The 15638-nt window shown below is 64.0% G+C and carries 20 protein-coding genes; 6 read left to right on the forward strand and 14 right to left on the reverse strand.

Annotated elements, in window-relative coordinates:
- Window positions 1–107: 107 nt before the first annotated feature.
- The 14 genes from fliP to AC1DZP_RS27225 form a co-directional block, all read right to left on the reverse strand.
- Window positions 108–839: a flagellar type III secretion system pore protein FliP gene (gene fliP / locus AC1DZP_RS27160; RefSeq protein WP_095084514.1), complete on the reverse strand. Its 732-nt coding sequence runs from the start codon at window positions 837–839 to the stop codon at window positions 108–110.
- A complete protein-coding gene (locus AC1DZP_RS27165; RefSeq protein WP_477306645.1) occupies window positions 836–1330 on the reverse strand; it encodes a flagellar basal body-associated FliL family protein in 495 nt (164 codons plus the stop codon). Before AC1DZP_RS27165 ends, fliP begins: the two co-directional genes overlap by 4 nt.
- A 19-nt stretch (window positions 1331–1349) precedes the next feature.
- The gene (flgH, locus tag AC1DZP_RS27170; RefSeq protein ID WP_477306647.1) at window positions 1350–2057 is read right to left on the reverse strand and encodes a flagellar basal body L-ring protein FlgH; all 708 of its coding nucleotides are present in this window, start codon (window positions 2055–2057) and stop codon (window positions 1350–1352) included.
- On the reverse strand, window positions 2054–2638 hold the full coding sequence (locus AC1DZP_RS27175) for a MotE family protein (protein ID WP_477306649.1): 585 nt from the start codon (window positions 2636–2638) through the stop codon (window positions 2054–2056). Before AC1DZP_RS27175 ends, flgH begins: the two co-directional genes overlap by 4 nt.
- A 3-nt stretch (window positions 2639–2641) precedes the next feature.
- The gene (locus AC1DZP_RS27180) at window positions 2642–3883 is read right to left on the reverse strand and encodes a flagellar basal body P-ring protein FlgI (RefSeq protein WP_095084511.1); all 1242 of its coding nucleotides are present in this window, start codon (window positions 3881–3883) and stop codon (window positions 2642–2644) included.
- Complete coding sequence (gene flgA / locus AC1DZP_RS27185; protein WP_477306651.1) at window positions 3880–4416, reverse strand: flagellar basal body P-ring formation chaperone FlgA; 537 nt, start codon at window positions 4414–4416, stop codon at window positions 3880–3882. The genes AC1DZP_RS27180 and flgA overlap by 4 nt, the downstream gene beginning before the upstream one ends.
- A gap of 5 nt (window positions 4417–4421) precedes the next feature.
- On the reverse strand, window positions 4422–5210 hold the full coding sequence (gene flgG, locus AC1DZP_RS27190) for a flagellar basal-body rod protein FlgG (protein WP_095084509.1): 789 nt from the start codon (window positions 5208–5210) through the stop codon (window positions 4422–4424).
- A gap of 11 nt (window positions 5211–5221) precedes the next feature.
- Window positions 5222–5548 carry a flagellar hook-basal body complex protein FliE gene (fliE, locus tag AC1DZP_RS27195; RefSeq protein WP_477306653.1) on the reverse strand — a complete coding sequence of 109 codons (327 nt, stop codon included), beginning with the start codon at window positions 5546–5548 and terminating at the stop codon, window positions 5222–5224.
- A complete protein-coding gene (gene flgC, locus AC1DZP_RS27200) occupies window positions 5548–5964 on the reverse strand; it encodes a flagellar basal body rod protein FlgC (RefSeq protein WP_095084507.1) in 417 nt (138 codons plus the stop codon). Before flgC ends, fliE begins: the two co-directional genes overlap by 1 nt.
- Before the next feature lie 2 nt (window positions 5965–5966).
- Complete coding sequence (gene flgB, locus AC1DZP_RS27205) at window positions 5967–6347, reverse strand: flagellar basal body rod protein FlgB (RefSeq protein ID WP_256751541.1); 381 nt, start codon at window positions 6345–6347, stop codon at window positions 5967–5969.
- An 82-nt stretch (window positions 6348–6429) separates the two neighbouring features.
- Window positions 6430–7299: a hypothetical protein gene (locus tag AC1DZP_RS27210; protein ID WP_477306655.1), complete on the reverse strand. Its 870-nt coding sequence runs from the start codon at window positions 7297–7299 to the stop codon at window positions 6430–6432.
- Window positions 7280–8698 carry a flagellar protein export ATPase FliI gene (fliI, locus tag AC1DZP_RS27215; protein ID WP_477306657.1) on the reverse strand — a complete coding sequence of 473 codons (1419 nt, stop codon included), beginning with the start codon at window positions 8696–8698 and terminating at the stop codon, window positions 7280–7282. The genes AC1DZP_RS27210 and fliI overlap by 20 nt, the downstream gene beginning before the upstream one ends.
- A 3-nt stretch (window positions 8699–8701) precedes the next feature.
- The gene (gene flgF / locus AC1DZP_RS27220) at window positions 8702–9424 is read right to left on the reverse strand and encodes a flagellar basal-body rod protein FlgF (RefSeq protein ID WP_477306659.1); all 723 of its coding nucleotides are present in this window, start codon (window positions 9422–9424) and stop codon (window positions 8702–8704) included.
- Between the two features lie 7 nt (window positions 9425–9431).
- Window positions 9432–10553: a DUF1217 domain-containing protein gene (locus tag AC1DZP_RS27225; RefSeq protein WP_457151602.1), complete on the reverse strand. Its 1122-nt coding sequence runs from the start codon at window positions 10551–10553 to the stop codon at window positions 9432–9434.
- Between the two features lie 147 nt (window positions 10554–10700).
- On the opposite strand from AC1DZP_RS27225, the gene motA reads away from it, so the two are divergent.
- Genes motA through AC1DZP_RS27255 form a run of 6 tightly spaced genes read left to right on the forward strand, consistent with a single transcriptional unit; the run spans window position 10701 to window position 15540 of the window.
- Complete coding sequence (gene motA / locus AC1DZP_RS27230) at window positions 10701–11576, forward strand: flagellar motor stator protein MotA (protein WP_095084502.1); 876 nt, start codon at window positions 10701–10703, stop codon at window positions 11574–11576.
- A gap of 32 nt (window positions 11577–11608) precedes the next feature.
- Window positions 11609–12556 carry a FliM/FliN family flagellar motor switch protein gene (locus tag AC1DZP_RS27235; RefSeq protein WP_477306662.1) on the forward strand — a complete coding sequence of 316 codons (948 nt, stop codon included), beginning with the start codon at window positions 11609–11611 and terminating at the stop codon, window positions 12554–12556.
- 17 nt (window positions 12557–12573) lie between these two features.
- The gene (fliN, locus tag AC1DZP_RS27240) at window positions 12574–12960 is read left to right on the forward strand and encodes a flagellar motor switch protein FliN (protein WP_477306664.1); all 387 of its coding nucleotides are present in this window, start codon (window positions 12574–12576) and stop codon (window positions 12958–12960) included.
- 43 nt (window positions 12961–13003) lie between these two features.
- Complete coding sequence (locus AC1DZP_RS27245; RefSeq protein WP_457151605.1) at window positions 13004–14014, forward strand: flagellar motor switch protein FliG; 1011 nt, start codon at window positions 13004–13006, stop codon at window positions 14012–14014.
- 9 nt (window positions 14015–14023) lie between these two features.
- Window positions 14024–15106 (forward strand): flagellar biosynthesis protein FlhB, encoded by a 1083-nt coding sequence (gene flhB, locus AC1DZP_RS27250; protein ID WP_095084498.1) that lies wholly within the window; start codon window positions 14024–14026, stop codon window positions 15104–15106.
- A complete protein-coding gene (locus AC1DZP_RS27255; protein ID WP_477306666.1) occupies window positions 15103–15540 on the forward strand; it encodes a hypothetical protein in 438 nt (145 codons plus the stop codon). Before flhB ends, AC1DZP_RS27255 begins: the two co-directional genes overlap by 4 nt.
- Window positions 15541–15638: the final 98 nt, after the last annotated feature.

The raw sequence follows: 15638 nt of genomic DNA on the forward strand, positions 1-15638 counted from the left end.
GTCCCTACCAAAGGGCTAAACCGGACGGTTAATCGAAAATATATTGCTTGAATTCTGCGCTGGGGAACCGCGATAGCGACCAGCCGCCAGGGATCAGCTGCAAGCGCTCAGTTGAAGGAGCGCACCAGGCTGCCGACAAGCAGGTTCCAGCCGTCGATCAGGACGAAGAACAGGATCTTGAACGGCAGCGACACCACTGTCGGCGGCAGCATCATCATGCCCATCGCCATGGTGATGGTGGCGACGATCAGGTCGATGACCAGGAATGGCAGCACGATCAGGAAGCCGATCTCGAAGCCGCGCCGGATTTCCGAGATCATGAAGGCGGGCACCAGGATGCGCAGGTCGACGGTGTCGCGCGAAACGGTCTGGCCGCGCTCGCGGGCGAGATCGGCGAAGAGGTCGAAATCCTTGTCGCGCACATTGCGCAACATGAAGGTGCGGAATGGATCCGAAATCTTGTCGAAGGCTACGGTCTGGGTGATCTGGTTGTCCATCAGCGGTTTGACGCCGGTGTTCCAGGCCTGATCGAAGGTCGGCGCCATGACATAGAAGGTCATGAACAGCGACAGTGAAATGAGAATGAGGTTGGCGGGCGTCGACTGCAGGCCGATGCCGGCGCGCAGGATCGAGAAGGCGATGACGAAACGGGTGAAGCTCGTCACCATGATCAGCAAGCCCGGCGCCACCGACAGCACCGTCAGCAAGCCGAACATCTGGATGATGTAGCCGACGGTGGTGCCATCGGCCTTGCCGATGCCACCGAGGTCGAGTTGCTGCGCCGCCGCGACGGAGGTGGCGGCGGCGATCATCGCCGTGGCGAGAAGGAACTTTCTCATTCGAGCAGCAATGTCCTGATAAGAATCTGCTTGGCGTGACCCTGGCTGCGGATCGAGGCGCGTTCCTCGAGATCGGCCTTCAGGTGCTGGTAACCGCTGGCACCCTYGATCTGATGCATCTTCAAGGTGCGCACCAGGGCCAGAAGGTCCTGGTGGATGTCATCCGTCATGGACTGGGGCTGCGGCCCGTCATAGACGACGGACGCTTCCATTCTGATCCAGGTATCGGCAGGCGAGGCGATGTTGGTGGTGATCGGCGCCAGCACGACGAGCGTCGGCCCCACGCCTGGCTCACCGGCCGCGGCGGGCTGTGCGGTCTTGCCTTCGTTCTCGGGCGCGACCGGCACCGACGCCGGTGCCCCGACGCCCTTGAGATAGCCGCCGGACATCCAGCCCATGCCGATGGCGGCTGCGGTCACAACAAGCAGCATGACGGCCTGGATGGCAAAGGAGGGACCCTTGCGCGGCTGGACCTGTTCGACGTTTGCCATGGTGCCGTGTTCCCCAATCCTAGAACGGAAGGACCTGGTCGAGAATCTGCTGGCCGTAGGCAGGTTGCTGGACCTCGGTGATACGGCCGCGCCCGCCGTAGGAGATGCGTGCTTCGGCAATGCGTTCGTAGGGAATGGTGTTCTCGGCGCCGATATCGGCCGGCCGCACGATACCGGCGAGGGTCAACACCCTGAGCTCGGCATTGACGCGCACTTCCTGCGATCCCGTGATCATCAAATTGCCGTTCGGCAGGACATCGGTGACGATGGCCGCGACATTGAGTTCAAGCGTTTCCGAGCGCTTGATCTCGCCGTCGGCCGTCGTGTCCGTGGTGGAGCTGAGAGCGCCGGCGCCCTTGCCGGCGGTGCTCCAGTTGTCCCATTGCGCGCTGAGGTCGTAGCCGAGCTTGCGGTTGGCGGTGCGGCTCCGGTCGTTCTGGTTCTTGAAGTTGGCCCTGTCGTTGATCTTGATCTTGACGGTCAGGATGTCGCCCTGCGACAGCGCCCGCGGGTCGGTGAACAGCCGGCTCTGGCGGTCATCCCACAAGGAGAATTTCTTGACCGGCGTGGGCGGCGTTTGCGGATAGCGATAGAGGGACGAGGTGTTGCCGCCGTCGATGCCGGAGCCGACCGGGGACAAGGCCGGCTCCTTGCCGACCTCCTTCAGGTTGGTCCCGCAACCGGACAGCCCGGCGACCGCGCACACGACGAGCAACTTGCGGATCATGACGGATCTACCCTTCGGGCTGCGCTGGCCATGATGCCGGTGAGCGTTGCCGCCGCCTTCTGGTCCATTTCGTTGAGGATGACGCTCGCCTTGCGTGAATCGAGCTTCATCAATATGGCCGCCGCCAGGTCAGCATTGACGATGGCCAGCCGCTCGGCGGCGGCGTCGGGCTTCATGCCGGCATAGATCTGGACGACGCCGTCCTCGGCGCGGGCCAGGAAAACCTCGCGCCGCTTCAACCAGGTCTCGTATTCGGCCCGCTTCTCCTCCAGCGCCTTCATGCGCTGGTCGATGCCGGCCTGCAGCTGCTTCATCTCTTCCGCCTGCAAGGCATAGCGGCGGTCGCGGGCAGCGTCGGCGATGTTGGAGCAGAAGCGCTCGATCTCGCTTTGATCAGGCGCCTTTTCCCGTGTCAATTGCTGCGGTGGCTCGGCCGCCGGCGCGCCCGGCAGGACCTGGCGAACCGTTTCTTCGCCGCGCGCCGTGCCGGCGGCTAAGGACATGGCGACAACACTGGCCGCGAACAGGATTGCGGCGGCGCGGCGTCTTTCTTGGCGTGAGAGGGAGCGCGTCATCGGCATCGCCTATTGCAGAACCAGGTCGGCCTGCAGGGCGCCGGCCGACTTGATGCCCTGCAGAATGGCAATGATTCCGTCCGGCTTGACGCCGAGACGGTTGAGGCCGGAAACGAGCGTTTCGAGATCGGGTCCGTCAAGCACGGCGACGCGGGCATCGGGCCGGCTGGCGTCGATCGCGGTGAACGGCTCGACGGCCGTCTCGCCCCTGGAGAAAGGCTCGGGCTGGACGATGCGCGGCGCTTCGGTGATGCGCACGGTGAGCGTGCCGTGGCTGATGGCAACCCGCGAGATCTTGACGTCGTTGCCGATGACGATGGTGCCGGTGCGCTCGTCGATGACGACGCGGGCAGGGGTGTCGGATTCGACCACCAGGTTTTCGATCTCGGCATAGAAGCGGGCCGCCGAAACACCCTTCGGCCTCCTGATCTGCACGGTGCGGGAATCGCGCTCGGCCGCAACTCGCGCGCCGAAGCGCTGGCTGGTGTAGTCGTTGATGGCGTCGGCGATGCGAATGGCGGTCGAGAAATCGGGGTTGCGCAATTGCAGGGTCAGCGTCGCCTGATCGTCGAACTCGGCCTGGACCGCGCGCTCGACGATGGCGCCGTTCGGCACACGGCCGGAAGTCGGCACGCCTTGCGTCAGCTGCTCGGCCTGTCCCTTGGCGGTGAAGCCGGAAACGATGACCGAGCCCTGGCCGACGGCATAGATCTCGCCGTCAGCCGCCTTCAAAGGCGTCATGATCAGCGTGCCGCCGGCGAGCGAGGTGGCGTCGCCCATCGAGGAGACGTCGATGTCGATGCGGGCGCCCGACTGCACGTAGGGCGGCATGTTGGCGGTGACGATGACGGCGGCGACATTCTTGGCGCGTGCGCTGCCGCCTTCGGTGGCGATGCCGAGATTTTCGAGCATGGCGCGGATCGATTGTTCGGTGAACGGAGAGTTGCGCAGGCTGTCGCCCGACCCGGCGAGCCCGATGACCAGGCCGTAGCCGACCAGTTGGTTGTCGCGCGAACTCTGCAGCTGGGCGATGTCCTTGATGCGCGAGGCGACCTGGCCCGGCGGCAGCGAACTCGGCCCCGACGAAACCCGGAACATGCGGCTGGTGGTGGCCGGATTGTATTCGGGATCGTCGTAGACGCCGCCATTCTTGGCGGCGAGCTCGCGCTTGGCCTTGGGCGTCAGGCCGTCGGCCAGCGCCGGCTGCAGGCCGAGCACGGCTGCCAGGATCAGAGCAAGTCCGCGCATCATGAAGCGCTGACCTGGATGGTCCCATCCGCCATCACCGTGCCGGACAGGATCTTGCCGCTGTCGATGTTGCGGACCTTGACAAGGTCGCCGGCGGAACCCGGCTGCAACGTCACCGCGGTGGCCGAGATCGTCAGTCCGCCGGCGATGAAGAAGACCTGCACGGACGCACCCTGTTCGACCAGCCAGGCCTCACGGACGGCGGCGGAGGGAATGTAGCGGCCGGGCAGCAGCGTGCGCTTGGCGACCTTGCCGTCGAGTTCCTCGGCCCGGGTGGCGACCGCGTCCGGTTTGTGCTTGCCGGCGATCAGGGTCACGCGCTTGAGCGCGCCAAGCTCGATGGTTTCGCCGGGATAGATAACCCGGTTGGGAATCAACACAACCTCGCCGGCAGGTTGGTTGCTGGCGATCTGAGTGGCCGACTGGTCCGCCGATTGATCTGCCGATTCCTGGGCGAAAGCCGGCATGCAGCCGGCCACCAGCGCAAGGACAAGCGCGGTGCGGCGGAATGCGGAGCAGGAGATCGGCATGGCCATCATCCCTACCTGATGTTCTTGGAAACGACCGAGGCCATGTCGTCGGCGGCCTGGATGACCTTGGAGTTCATTTCATAGGCGCGCTGCGCTGAGATCAGCTCGGTGATTTCCTTGACCGGGTCGACGTTGGAGGCCTCGAGATAGCCCTGCTGGATGGTGGCAAAGCCGGGATCGCCCGGCACGCCGACATTCGCCGGCCCGGAAGCCGTGGTTTCCTGGAACAGATTGTCGCCGAGCGGGGCGAGACCCGCTTCGTTGGCGAAATTGGCGATCTGGATCTGGCCGAGGTTCTGCAGGTCAGCCTGGCCATCGATGCGGGCGAAGACCTGGCCGGTCTTGTTGACGATAACCTCAACGGCGTCAGTGGGAACGGTGATTGCCGGAATGACACTGGCGCCGTCCACCGTCACCAGCTGTCCGGTGGCGTTGGTGTTGAGGGCGCCGGCGCGGCTGTAGAGCGTGCCGCCGTCGGCGCCTTCGATCTGGAACCAGCCCCTGCCGGTCAGCGCCAGGTCGAAACTGTTGCCGGTGCTGGTCAGTTCGCCCTGGGTGTGGACGTTGCGCACGGCCGTCGTCTTGACGCCGAGGCCGATCGAGACGCCCTCCGGCACTAGCGAGGTATTGGAGCGGTTGGGCACGCCCTGCGTGCGGTCGACCTGGTACAGCAGGTCGGAGAATTCGGCGCGTGCGCGCTTGTAGCCGGTGGTGTTGATGTTGGCGATGTTGTTGGCGATGACTTCCAGATTTGTCTGCTGGGCATTCATGCCGGTGGCGGCGATGGCGAGTGCTTTCATGGCGGAATTCCTCAGATGCCCATTCGACTGACTTCGAGATAGGCGGAAACCACCTTGTCGCGGATGGCGACGGCGGTCTGAAGCGCCTGTTGCGCGCTCATCACGGCGTCGACCACCTGACGGGTGTCGGCGTCGCCCTTGAGCGCCTGCACCGATACCTGCTCGGCATTCTGCATCGTGCTGACGGTCTTGGAGGCCGCCTGGCTCAGCGCCTCGGCGAAGGAGGTGCCGATATTGCCGCCGGCCGAGGGGGTCGCGCCGCCCTGGAGCAGGCTTGTCACCGTGTCGTCGCCGCCGACCGAGGACTTGAACTGAAGGGCTCCGATACCGCTGATCATTACTGGTTCCTCATCAGGTCGATGGTCATGGAAATCAAGTCGCGCGCCTGCTTGACGACCTGGAGATTGGCTTCGTAGGAACGGTTGGCCTCGGTCATGTCGGCCATTTCGATCAGCACGTTGACGTTGGGCATCTTGACATAACCCTTGTCGTCGGCGGCCTCGTTGCCGGGTTGGAACTCGACGGGAAAGTCGCTTGGATCGCGATCGATCGAGTTCACTTCGACCGTCGAGCTGCCGGAGGTCCGGTCGAGCTCGGAGACGAAGCTGATGGTCTTGCGGCGATAGGGATCGGACCCTGGCGTTGTGCCGGTCGACTGGGCGTTGGCCAGGTTTTCCGAAACCACACGCAAGCGCTCCGATTGGGCGCCGAGGCCGGATGCTGCGACTTTAAGGGCTGAGATCAGCGCGTCCATGGTCAGCTCTTCACCGCCATCATCATCATCGAATGGAACGCCTTGACGATCGCCGTGTTGAGCTCGAAGGAGCGGCGCACTTCGCCGGCCTTCATCAACTGATCTTCCAGCACGACCGAGTTCTTGGACGGCATGACAACGCCGTCATCTTCCTGCGGCTTGATGGTGAAGCCGGCATTGGTCGCGGCGTTGCCGAGATGGCCGGCCTGCGTGGCCTGCAGCGACACCGCGGTGCGGTCGAGCACTTTTTCGAACGGCTCGACATCGTTTGCCGTGTAGCCCGGCGTGTTGGCGTTGGCGATGTTGCCGGCAATAGCGGACTGGCGCACGGCAAGCCATTGCGCTTGCTTGGCGGCGAGATCGAAAAGGGAAACGGGCTCCATGGGAATCTCCGGGCGGGTTCCCGAAGACTAGGCCGCCAGTCTTGCGCGGACCTTGCGGATGGCCGGACGCCGAGACGGGGCGTTACCTGGAGAGTTCGATCACCTGGTCGGTGCTGGTGACCATGACCCATTTGCCGTTGCGCTGCTCGATGGAAGACACCTGGCTGGAGTCGGGCAATATCGAGCCCCGCTGGACGATCCATAGTCCGGCATCGTCCTCGATCATGGCGCGGCCGTTGGCGACATGAACCATGCGGAATTTCGCGGCGTCGGCCGGGAAGGGTTGCTCGTCGGGCGCGGGCGCGGGATTGGCGTCATCCTGCACCGTTCCCGTGGCAAACAGATCGAGATTGGCCGCCGGAACGTCCTTTACCGTCAGCGGCGCGCTGCGTTCGGCGACCACGCCGCCGCCCGCCCGTCCCGAATTGGTGCCGGTGCCGCCGAACTTGATCGCCTGGACGCCAAACTGTTCCTGGTTGAAGAAGATGTACCAGGGAAACAGGGCGCAGATCAGCCCTAGTGTGAGGCCGAGCGCGGCAACGACGAAATCGCTGCGGCGGTCGGACTGTTTTTTCAGCCTGGGAAACTGTGCCCTTGGCGGCTGTGGCCATTCTGTACGGGGGAACAGGCCGTCGATCAGCGACTCCCGGCTGGCTTGGGTCATCTCGCCAGCCTCTGCCTGGGGATCCCTGGGCAGGGCGAGCTCAGCAGCCTTGGACCGAACAGGCTCGGCTTTGGCAGCCCTCGGCAGGATTGGCTTGGCGGCCCTGGGCAGGATTGGCTTGGCAGCCCGGGCTAGAACAGCCTCGGCTTTCGCAGCTATGGCGCGGGCAGCCTTTGCCTTGGCGAATCTGGCTTCGTCAGCCCTGGCTTGTTCCGCAGCGTTGGCCTCCGCGATCATCTCGCGCAGGATACGCTCGGTGTACTGGCGTTCAGTCTCCTGCATCGGCATTCAGCTTACCCTTGAGGTGACGGGCGAGATCGGAGAACGGTTCGGCGGACGGACGGTCCTTGGGCGATTGCGTCAGCGCCTCGTAGATCAGCGGCACCTGGCGCACGGCAATGTCGAGCTCGGCGTCGACGCCGCCCTGATAGGCGCCCAGCAAGCGGATGTCGCGCGTGTCCTCGAAGCGGGCGATCATCGACTTCAGCCTCGTCACCAGCGCGCGCTGTTCAGCGCTCCAGGCCTTGCCGGCAAGACGCGATATGGACGACAGCGGATTGACCGGCGGATAGCGACCTTGTTCAGCGATCGCACGGTCGAGCACGACATGGCCGTCAAGGATGCCGCGCACGGAGTCGGCGACCGGGTCGTTGTGGTCGTCGCCGTCGACCAGCACGGAAATGATGGCGGTGATCGATCCCCTGCCTTCAACCCCGGGGCCTTCGGCGCCCGGTCCGGCGCGCTCGAGCAGCTTGGGCAGTTCGGTGAACACCGAAGCGGGATAGCCGCGGGCGACCGGCGGCTCGCCAGTTCCCGTCGCCACCTCGCGCAAGGCATGGGCGAAGCGGGTGATCGAATCCAGCACCAGAAGCACGCGGTGGCCCTGGTCGCGAAAATGCTCGGCGACGCGCATGGCGGTGTCCGGTGCACGCCGGCGCATCATGGCGCTCTCGTCGCTGGTGGCGACGACGGCGACGGTCTTGGCCATGCTGTCGCCGATCGTATCCTCGAGGAATTCACGGACTTCGCGACCGCGTTCGCCGATCAGCGCCACGACGACGGTGTCGAAGGCGTCGGCGCCGGCAAGCATGGCAAGCAGCGTCGACTTGCCGACGCCGGAGCCGGCGAAGATGCCGAGGCGCTGGCCGAAGCAAAGCGGCGTGAAGATGTCGATGACCTTGACGCCGGTCATGAAGGCGGTGCCGACACGCTGCCGCGCCATGGCGCCGGGCGTGGTCCGTGTACCGCTCGGCAGGTCGTCACCCCTGACCAGTGACGGGCCCGCATCGATCGCCCTGGTGAGCGCGTCGATGGTGCGGCCGCGCCATGAGGCGTGCGGCGCCACCGCGAGCGGACCGCGACGGAACACGGCATCCCCGATGCCGGCATCGGCGCTGCGTTCGAAGGGTGCCACGACGACCTCGTCACGGCTGATCTTGACGATCTCGCCACGGCGTGCGCCGGCATGGCCGCGCTGTTCGACAATGTCGCCCAGCCTGGCGAAGTCGGAAAGGCCGCGCACCTTGTAGTGCGTGGACGTCACTTCGACGACGCGGCCGCCGCGCTTGAGCAGCGCTTCGGTGCCCGCGAATCGTCGCCATACCCGTTCCAGCGCGGCAAGCCGGTCTTCGGGAGCCGGCTGGAGCTGTCTTTCGGGTGCGCGCAGGGATGGCTGGTCGAGCGACATGGACTATTTCGAGCCGAGCGTCTTGATCGCCTCGTCGGTGGAGGAGTCGGTCTGCCGCATCAGGGCCGCGGTGTTTTCGAACGCGCGCTGCACCTGGATCAGCCGAGTGATCTCCAGCACCGGATTGACGTTGGATTCTTCGAGAAAACCCTGGGCGATGCCGGTATCGGAGCGATCGGTGACCGGCTCCGGCGTGCGCGCCGGAATGATGCCGGAATTGCCGTAGCGGACGAAATTCTCGCCGGGATCGAAATTGTAGAGGCCGATGGAGCCGACAAGCTGATCGTTCTGACGCAGCGAACCGTCGGCCCCGGCCTTGGGCGGACCGTTGCGGGGGTCGAGCTGTATCGGCGCACCGCCGGCATCGAGCACCGGGTGGCCCTCGATCGACATCAGCTCGCCATTCTCGTTCATCGAAAAGCGCCCGTCGCGGGTCATGACGGTGCCGACCGGCGTATCGATGGCGAACCAGGCATCGCCCTGGACGGCGAAATCGAACGGATTTCCGGTCTCGGTCAAGGCGCCGTGCGCGCCGGAAAGATAGGTCTTGCCCGAAGACGCGAAGGATACCGACTTCGGCCCGGTGCCGGAGACGACATCCTCGAATTTCACGCCGGTAGCGCGAAAGCCGACCGTCGAGGCGTTGGCGACGTTGTCGGCGATCGTGTCGAGGCGGCGCTCGAGCGCGATCTGTGAGGAAAGGGCGACGTACAGGCTGTCCCGCATGATGGTCTCAGAACCTCAATTTCTGCATGGCCATCATCAGGTCGGTGGAGATGCCGACCGTGATCGGCTGGGCAAACAGCACGCTGGCCGAGCTGACCGCCGATGAGGTCGGGTTGTTTATCTCGTACATGCTGGTGAAGCGGGTCAGGAACTTGCCGAGCTTCTCGGGATCGGTGAAATCCGAGATGTCGAGTTTCTGCTCGAACAGCTGCGCCTGCTTGTCGATGTTGGCGGTGGCGAAGGAATCGGGCAGCCCAAGCGCGGTGCGCACGACGCTGGCAAGGGCAGTGTCGGCCAGCACGTCGTACCAGCTGGTGATGGTCGGTGCCTTGCGATCGAAATAGAGCGCCAGCCGTACGCCCTGGTTGGTGTTGCCGGCATCCTCTTCGAGCGTCTGGCGCATGTACTTGTCGACGGTCGGCTGCTGCGCCGAAACGATGGTGGTGGCGCTCGCGCCATTCGCTTCGAAATTGAAAGCCGAGGCGAGTGCTGCGTAGGTCTTGTCCGTCATCTTGTTGGCGACGCTGTCGGGGTCGCGGACGCCGCCCTGCAGAACTCGCTTGATGAGATCCTTGTCCTGCGTCGCCGCATCGAGGCCGAATGATGCGAGGGCGTAGGTGTAGAGCCGGTTGTTCGACATCAGGTCGTCGATCGACTTCACCTTGGTGATGTTGGCGAGATAATATGTCGTCTCGCCCTTCACATAGTCGGAGTTCGGATCGAGGCCGGCGATTGCCGCCTGCGTGGCGTAGTTCTTGGTCACCATCTGCTGGGTCTTGTTGTAGATGGTCGCATCGGCGCCGTTGGCGGCGAAGTTGAAGGCGCTGACGAACTCGGCGTAGCGCTTGTCGGTCAACTTGTTGGCAAAGCTGTTGGGATCGGAGACGCCTTCCTTCAACGCCTTGACCATGAAGGCCTTGGCGTAATCCATGTTCTCGAGGCCGTAGGCCTTCATGGCATATTTGAACAACCGGTCATTTTTGACGAAATCGTCGATCGATTTCACCTTGGTGATGTTGGCGAGATAATATTTGGTATCGCGGTCGACCACGGGCTGCTGCTCGATCCTGTCGAGCGACTTCGAGATGTCCTTGGTGATGAGCTGGTAGCTGGTAAAGGTATTAAGCAAAGACGTGCCTCCGGCCGAAGCTATGCCGGCACAATACCCCCACTTCCTTGCGCGAAACTGAATCGGATCCAGCGGCTTCGATTCAAGCCTCACACAAGGCACGGGGGCTATCCCTTGCTTCCGACGTGAAATGCGGAAGGACCTGTTGTGGGCATTCTGATTGGACTGGTGGTAACGCTCGGCTGCGTGCTTGGCGGCTTCATGGCCATGGGCGGCCATCTTCATGTGCTGGTCCAGCCGTGGGAAGCTGTGGTCATCTGCGGCGCCGCGTTCGGCACGTTTCTGGTCGCCAATCCGATGAAGACGGTCAAGGATACCGGCAAGGCCATCCTCGAGGCGTTCAAGCAGGCGGTGCCGAAGGAACAGAACTACCTCGAAACGCTCGGCGTGCTGCACAGCCTGATGCGCGAGCTGCGCTCAAAATCGCGCAGCGAGGTCGAGGCGCATATCGACAATCCGGAGGAATCGGCGATCTTCCAGGCCTTTCCGACCGTGCTCAAGAACCACGATTTGATGAATTTCATCTGCGACTACTGCCGCATCATCATCATCGGCAATGCCCGCTCGCACGAGATCGAGGCACTGATGGACGAGGAAATCCAGACCATCAAGTCCGACAAGATGAAGGCTTATCACGCGATGGTGGCGGTCGGCGACGGCCTGCCCGCGCTCGGCATCGTCGCCGCCGTGCTTGGCGTGGTCAAGGCGATGGGCGCGCTCGACCAGTCGCCGGAAATCCTCGGCGGCCTGATTGGCGCGGCCCTGGTCGGCACCTTCCTCGGCATCTTCCTTTCCTATGCGGTGGTCGGGCCGGTCGCCACCAAGATCAAGACCGTGCGCGAGAAGAACAACCGCCTCTACATCATCGTCAAGCAGACGCTGCTGGCCTACATGAACGGCGCACTGCCGCAGGTGGCGATCGAGTTCGGCCGCAAGACCATCTCGTCCTATGAGCGGCCAACGATCGACGCCGTCGAGCAGAGCACGATGAACACCGGCACCGCCGAGAAGAAGGCTGCCTGAACGATGCGCCAGAGATCGGTCCCAGCATTGTCATGACAAGCCCGGGAAGCCCCTCGGAAGCCCGCTCGCTGATCATCGAGCGCCTGGTCGGCGACAGCGGCGAGGCCGCCCAGGTCATCGGCACCGGCCGGGGCATGGCCGAGCGCGCCGCGCCGCTGCTGCAGAAGAGCCTGACCAGTGAGCTTGGCGTTCCGGTCACCGTCGATCTCAGGGCCGTCGAGATCAGCCGCGTCGCGGAGGCGCGCTCGCATGCCGGCGATACGTTTGCCATGACCATCGTCGCATCAGCCACGTCGTCCGATGCCATGACCGTGGTGATCGATGCGCCGGCGATCGCGATCACGGTCTGCACACTATTCGGCGGCGACCCGGAGATGCCGGCATCGCCTATCGAGCGCGATCTGTCGCAGATCGAGGTCGATGTCTCGACCATGGTGTTCCAGCAGGTCGCACAGGCCCTGAACGGATCCGGACGGCGCTCGCTCGATCTGCGCCTGCCCGTGTCGCGGGCGATGTCGGGCACCGAAGCCAAACGGCACGTGCTGCGCGACGGCGCTGCAGTCCGCATCGTCTTTGGCATCTCGACGCCGGCCGATAGCGGCACCGTCACGGTGACGATGCCGCAGCGTATCGTGCTGGCCAGCCGCGATAGCGCCGCCGGTGTCAGCCAGGACGATCACAGCGCCAGCTGGCGCGCGCGCTTTTCGGAAGAAGTGATGCGATCCACGGTGGCACTAGAGGCCACCATGCCGCTTGCACGACTGACACTCGGCGACCTTGCCGATTTCGAAATCGGCCAGGTCATCGAATTCGAGGAAACGGCACAGTCGCAGGCGCGTCTCAGCGCGCGCGGCAAGACCCTGTTCGTATGCGAGTTCGGCAAACTGGGTCAGAATTACACCGTCCGAATCAGGCATCCCTACGATGCCGGGCAGGATTTTATCGACGGGCTGATGCCGGCTGCCGCCGGACGCGCCTGAGCATTTGGAGACGATTCATGGCCCAGACCAAGGCGGAAGCCGACCTCGACCAGCCCGACGAGCAGCTCGACCGCGCCATCGAAGAATTGCGCGGGGTCTTGCATGAAGAGGAGCAGCGCCCGGATGCGGCGTTCCGGGCCGCTTCATCAGCCAATTCGAGCGTCATCATGAACATCCCCGTCGATGTCCAGATCATCCTCGGCAGCACCGAGATGCCGGTCTCCGACCTGATGGCGCTGCAGAAAGGTTCAACGGTGGCGCTCAACCGGCGCATCGGCGAACCTGTCGACGTCGTGGTCAACGGCCGCAAGATCGCACGCGGCGAGATCACCGTGCTGGAAAGCGATCCGTCGCGCTTCGGCATCAGGCTGACCGAAATCATCGCCGGCACGAAGGGCGCCTAGACATGGATTGCGGGGCTTGCCGGTGGCAGCGGAGGCGAGAGGCATGACGACGCCGGTGACCTTGACCCGCGCGCAGAAGGCGGCCGCCATACTGGTGGCGATGGGCAAACCGTCGGCCAGCCGTCTCTTGAAATTCTTCAAGCAGGAAGAATTGAAGGCGCTGATCGAGGGCGCCCGGCTGCTGCGGACCATTCCGCAAAGCGATCTAGAGCGCATCGTCGCCGAGTTCGAGGCCGAGTTCACCGAAGGGGCGGGACTGCTCGATTCCGCCGACAGGATGGACACAATCCTCAATGAATCGCTCTCGCCCGAAGAGATGAGCGCGATCATGGGCGACAAGAAATTCGAGGTCGCGCCGGAAGCCCCGCTGCCGATCTGGCCCGAGCTCGAAAAGCTCGAACCGGCGCGGCTTGGCGCCTTCCTGGCCGGCGAACATCCGCAGACCGCGGCCATGGTGCTGTCGAAGCTGGCGCCGCAAGCGGCGGCGAGCGTGCTCCTGACGCTGACCAAGCCGACGCGCGGCGAAATCATCAAGCGCATGGTGACGATGGCCAATGTTCCGGACGCCGCCACAAGGATCGTCGAAAACCGGCTGCGCAGCAGCGTGCTGACGGAAACCTCGACCAAGGACACTTCGGCCGGGCAGGCGCGCGTCGCCAGCGTTCTCAACGAACTGGACAAGCCGCTGCTCGAGGAGGTCATGCAGGACCTGGAAGCCGCCGGCACGCCCGATCTCGACGGCGTCCGCGCTCGCCTGTTCGCCTTCGACGATTTGCCGCTGCTGACCCAGAAAGCGCGGGTGCTGCTGTTCGACGGGCTGTCGACCGAACTGGTCACGCTGGCCTTGCGCGGCACTTCGGCCGCGCTTGCCGAGGCGGCGCTGTCGGCGATCGGCGCGCGGTCGCGGCGCATGATCGAAGCCGAGCTCGGACAAGGGTCGGAGGGCGTTGCCCTTGCCGACATCATGGCAGCGCGCAAGTCGATCGTGTCGACGACGATCCGGCTGTCGCGCGAAGGCGCCTTCGAACTTCCCTCGACCCAGAACGCCGCCTAAGACCGCGACATGGCTGACGCGGTCGACAAGGATTCTAAAACCGAAGAGGCGACGGAAAAGAAGATCCGCGACACCATCGAACAGGGCAAGCTGCCCCATTCGCGGGAAACGGCGCTGCTGGCATCCTTCGTCGCCATACTGGTGTTCACTGTCTTCTACGCCAAGGACGCCATCATCGATCTCGGCATGTTTCTGTCGATGTTCCTGGAGAAGCCGGAAGCCTGGCCGATGGACACCGAGACCGACGTCATCGCGCTCTACAAGATCGTCCTCCTGGAGGTGGGCCGCGCCATCGTCAGTCTGCTGGTGCTGTTGAGCGTTGCCGGTGTCGGCGCCTCGGTGTTCCAGAACATGCCGCAATTCGTCGGCGAGCGGATCCGGCCGCAACTCTCGCGCATCTCGATTGCCAAGGGCTGGAACAGGCTGTTCGGCATTCAGGGTTGGGTCGAGTTCCTGAAGTCTCTCGGCAAGGTCGGTTTCGCCATCGTCGTGCTGAGCTTCACGCTGTCGGAAGACCACCGCAAACTGCTCGCCGGCATGATTACCAATCCGGTTGCGTTCGGCCTCGTCATCCGTGGCATCGCCGTCGACATCCTGGTGGCGATCGTCTTCGTCATGGGGCTGATCGCGGCGGTCGACATCGTCTGGTCGCGCTTCCACTGGAAGCAGGACCTGCGCATGAGCAAGCAGGAGGTCAAGGACGAGTTCAAGCAGTCCGAGGGTGACCCGATCGTCAAGTCGCGGCTGCGCTCGCTGGCGCGCGACCGGGCGCGCAAACGGATGATGACGGCGGTGCCGCGCGCGACGCTGATCATCGCCAACCCGACCCACTTCTCGATTGCGCTGAAATATGTGCGCGACGAGGATTCGGCGCCGATCGTGCTGGCCAAGGGACAGGACCTGGTGGCGCTGAAAATCCGCGAGATCGCGCGGGAACACAACATCCCGATCTTCGAGGACGTGGCGCTCGCTCGCTCCATGTACAAGCAAGTTTCGGTCGATAATGTGATCCCGTCACAATTCTATCAGGCCGTCGCCGAACTGGTGCGGGTCGTCTACTCGAAAAAGGCTGAGCGCAGACAGATTTCATGAACCGGCAACCGCACGCAAACTCCCGCGAGATCATCGTCGCCAGCGCCATCGAGCAAGTGGTGGGGGAACTCCGGCTGATCGATGTCGCCGACTACATCGCCTTCATCCGGCTGGAGCATTTCGCGTGCCTGTCGGATCTGGTCGATTCGGCGGTGGAGCTGTTCTTCATGCCGGGCACGCTGCGGCTCGGCCATGGCGGCGAGGCGCATGTCGACTGGACGGGCAGCCCGCGCATCGTGCTCGATCTGGAGCTGAGGCCGCCGGGTGTCACCGTCTATTTCCAGCTGACGCTGAGCGAGCACGGTGCTTCCGTGGTGGTCAACTATGTCTCGTTCGAGAAGCCGGGCGAAGACCCTGAGCACAACACGGCCCTGCTCGAGGCGGTGATCGAACAGGCGCGCATCCGCAGGGTCGAGCCGCTGGCCTTTCGCTGAACATCGGCCGCTTCCGAGCTTTAAAGCGCGTCTCGTCGAAACGGACTCATGCGAGCCGCTTTAAGCCTTTGCTTCCATGCATGTCGTTTTCCCAAAAC

It is taken from the genome of Mesorhizobium sp. P2_F8 (genome assembly GCF_056403655.1).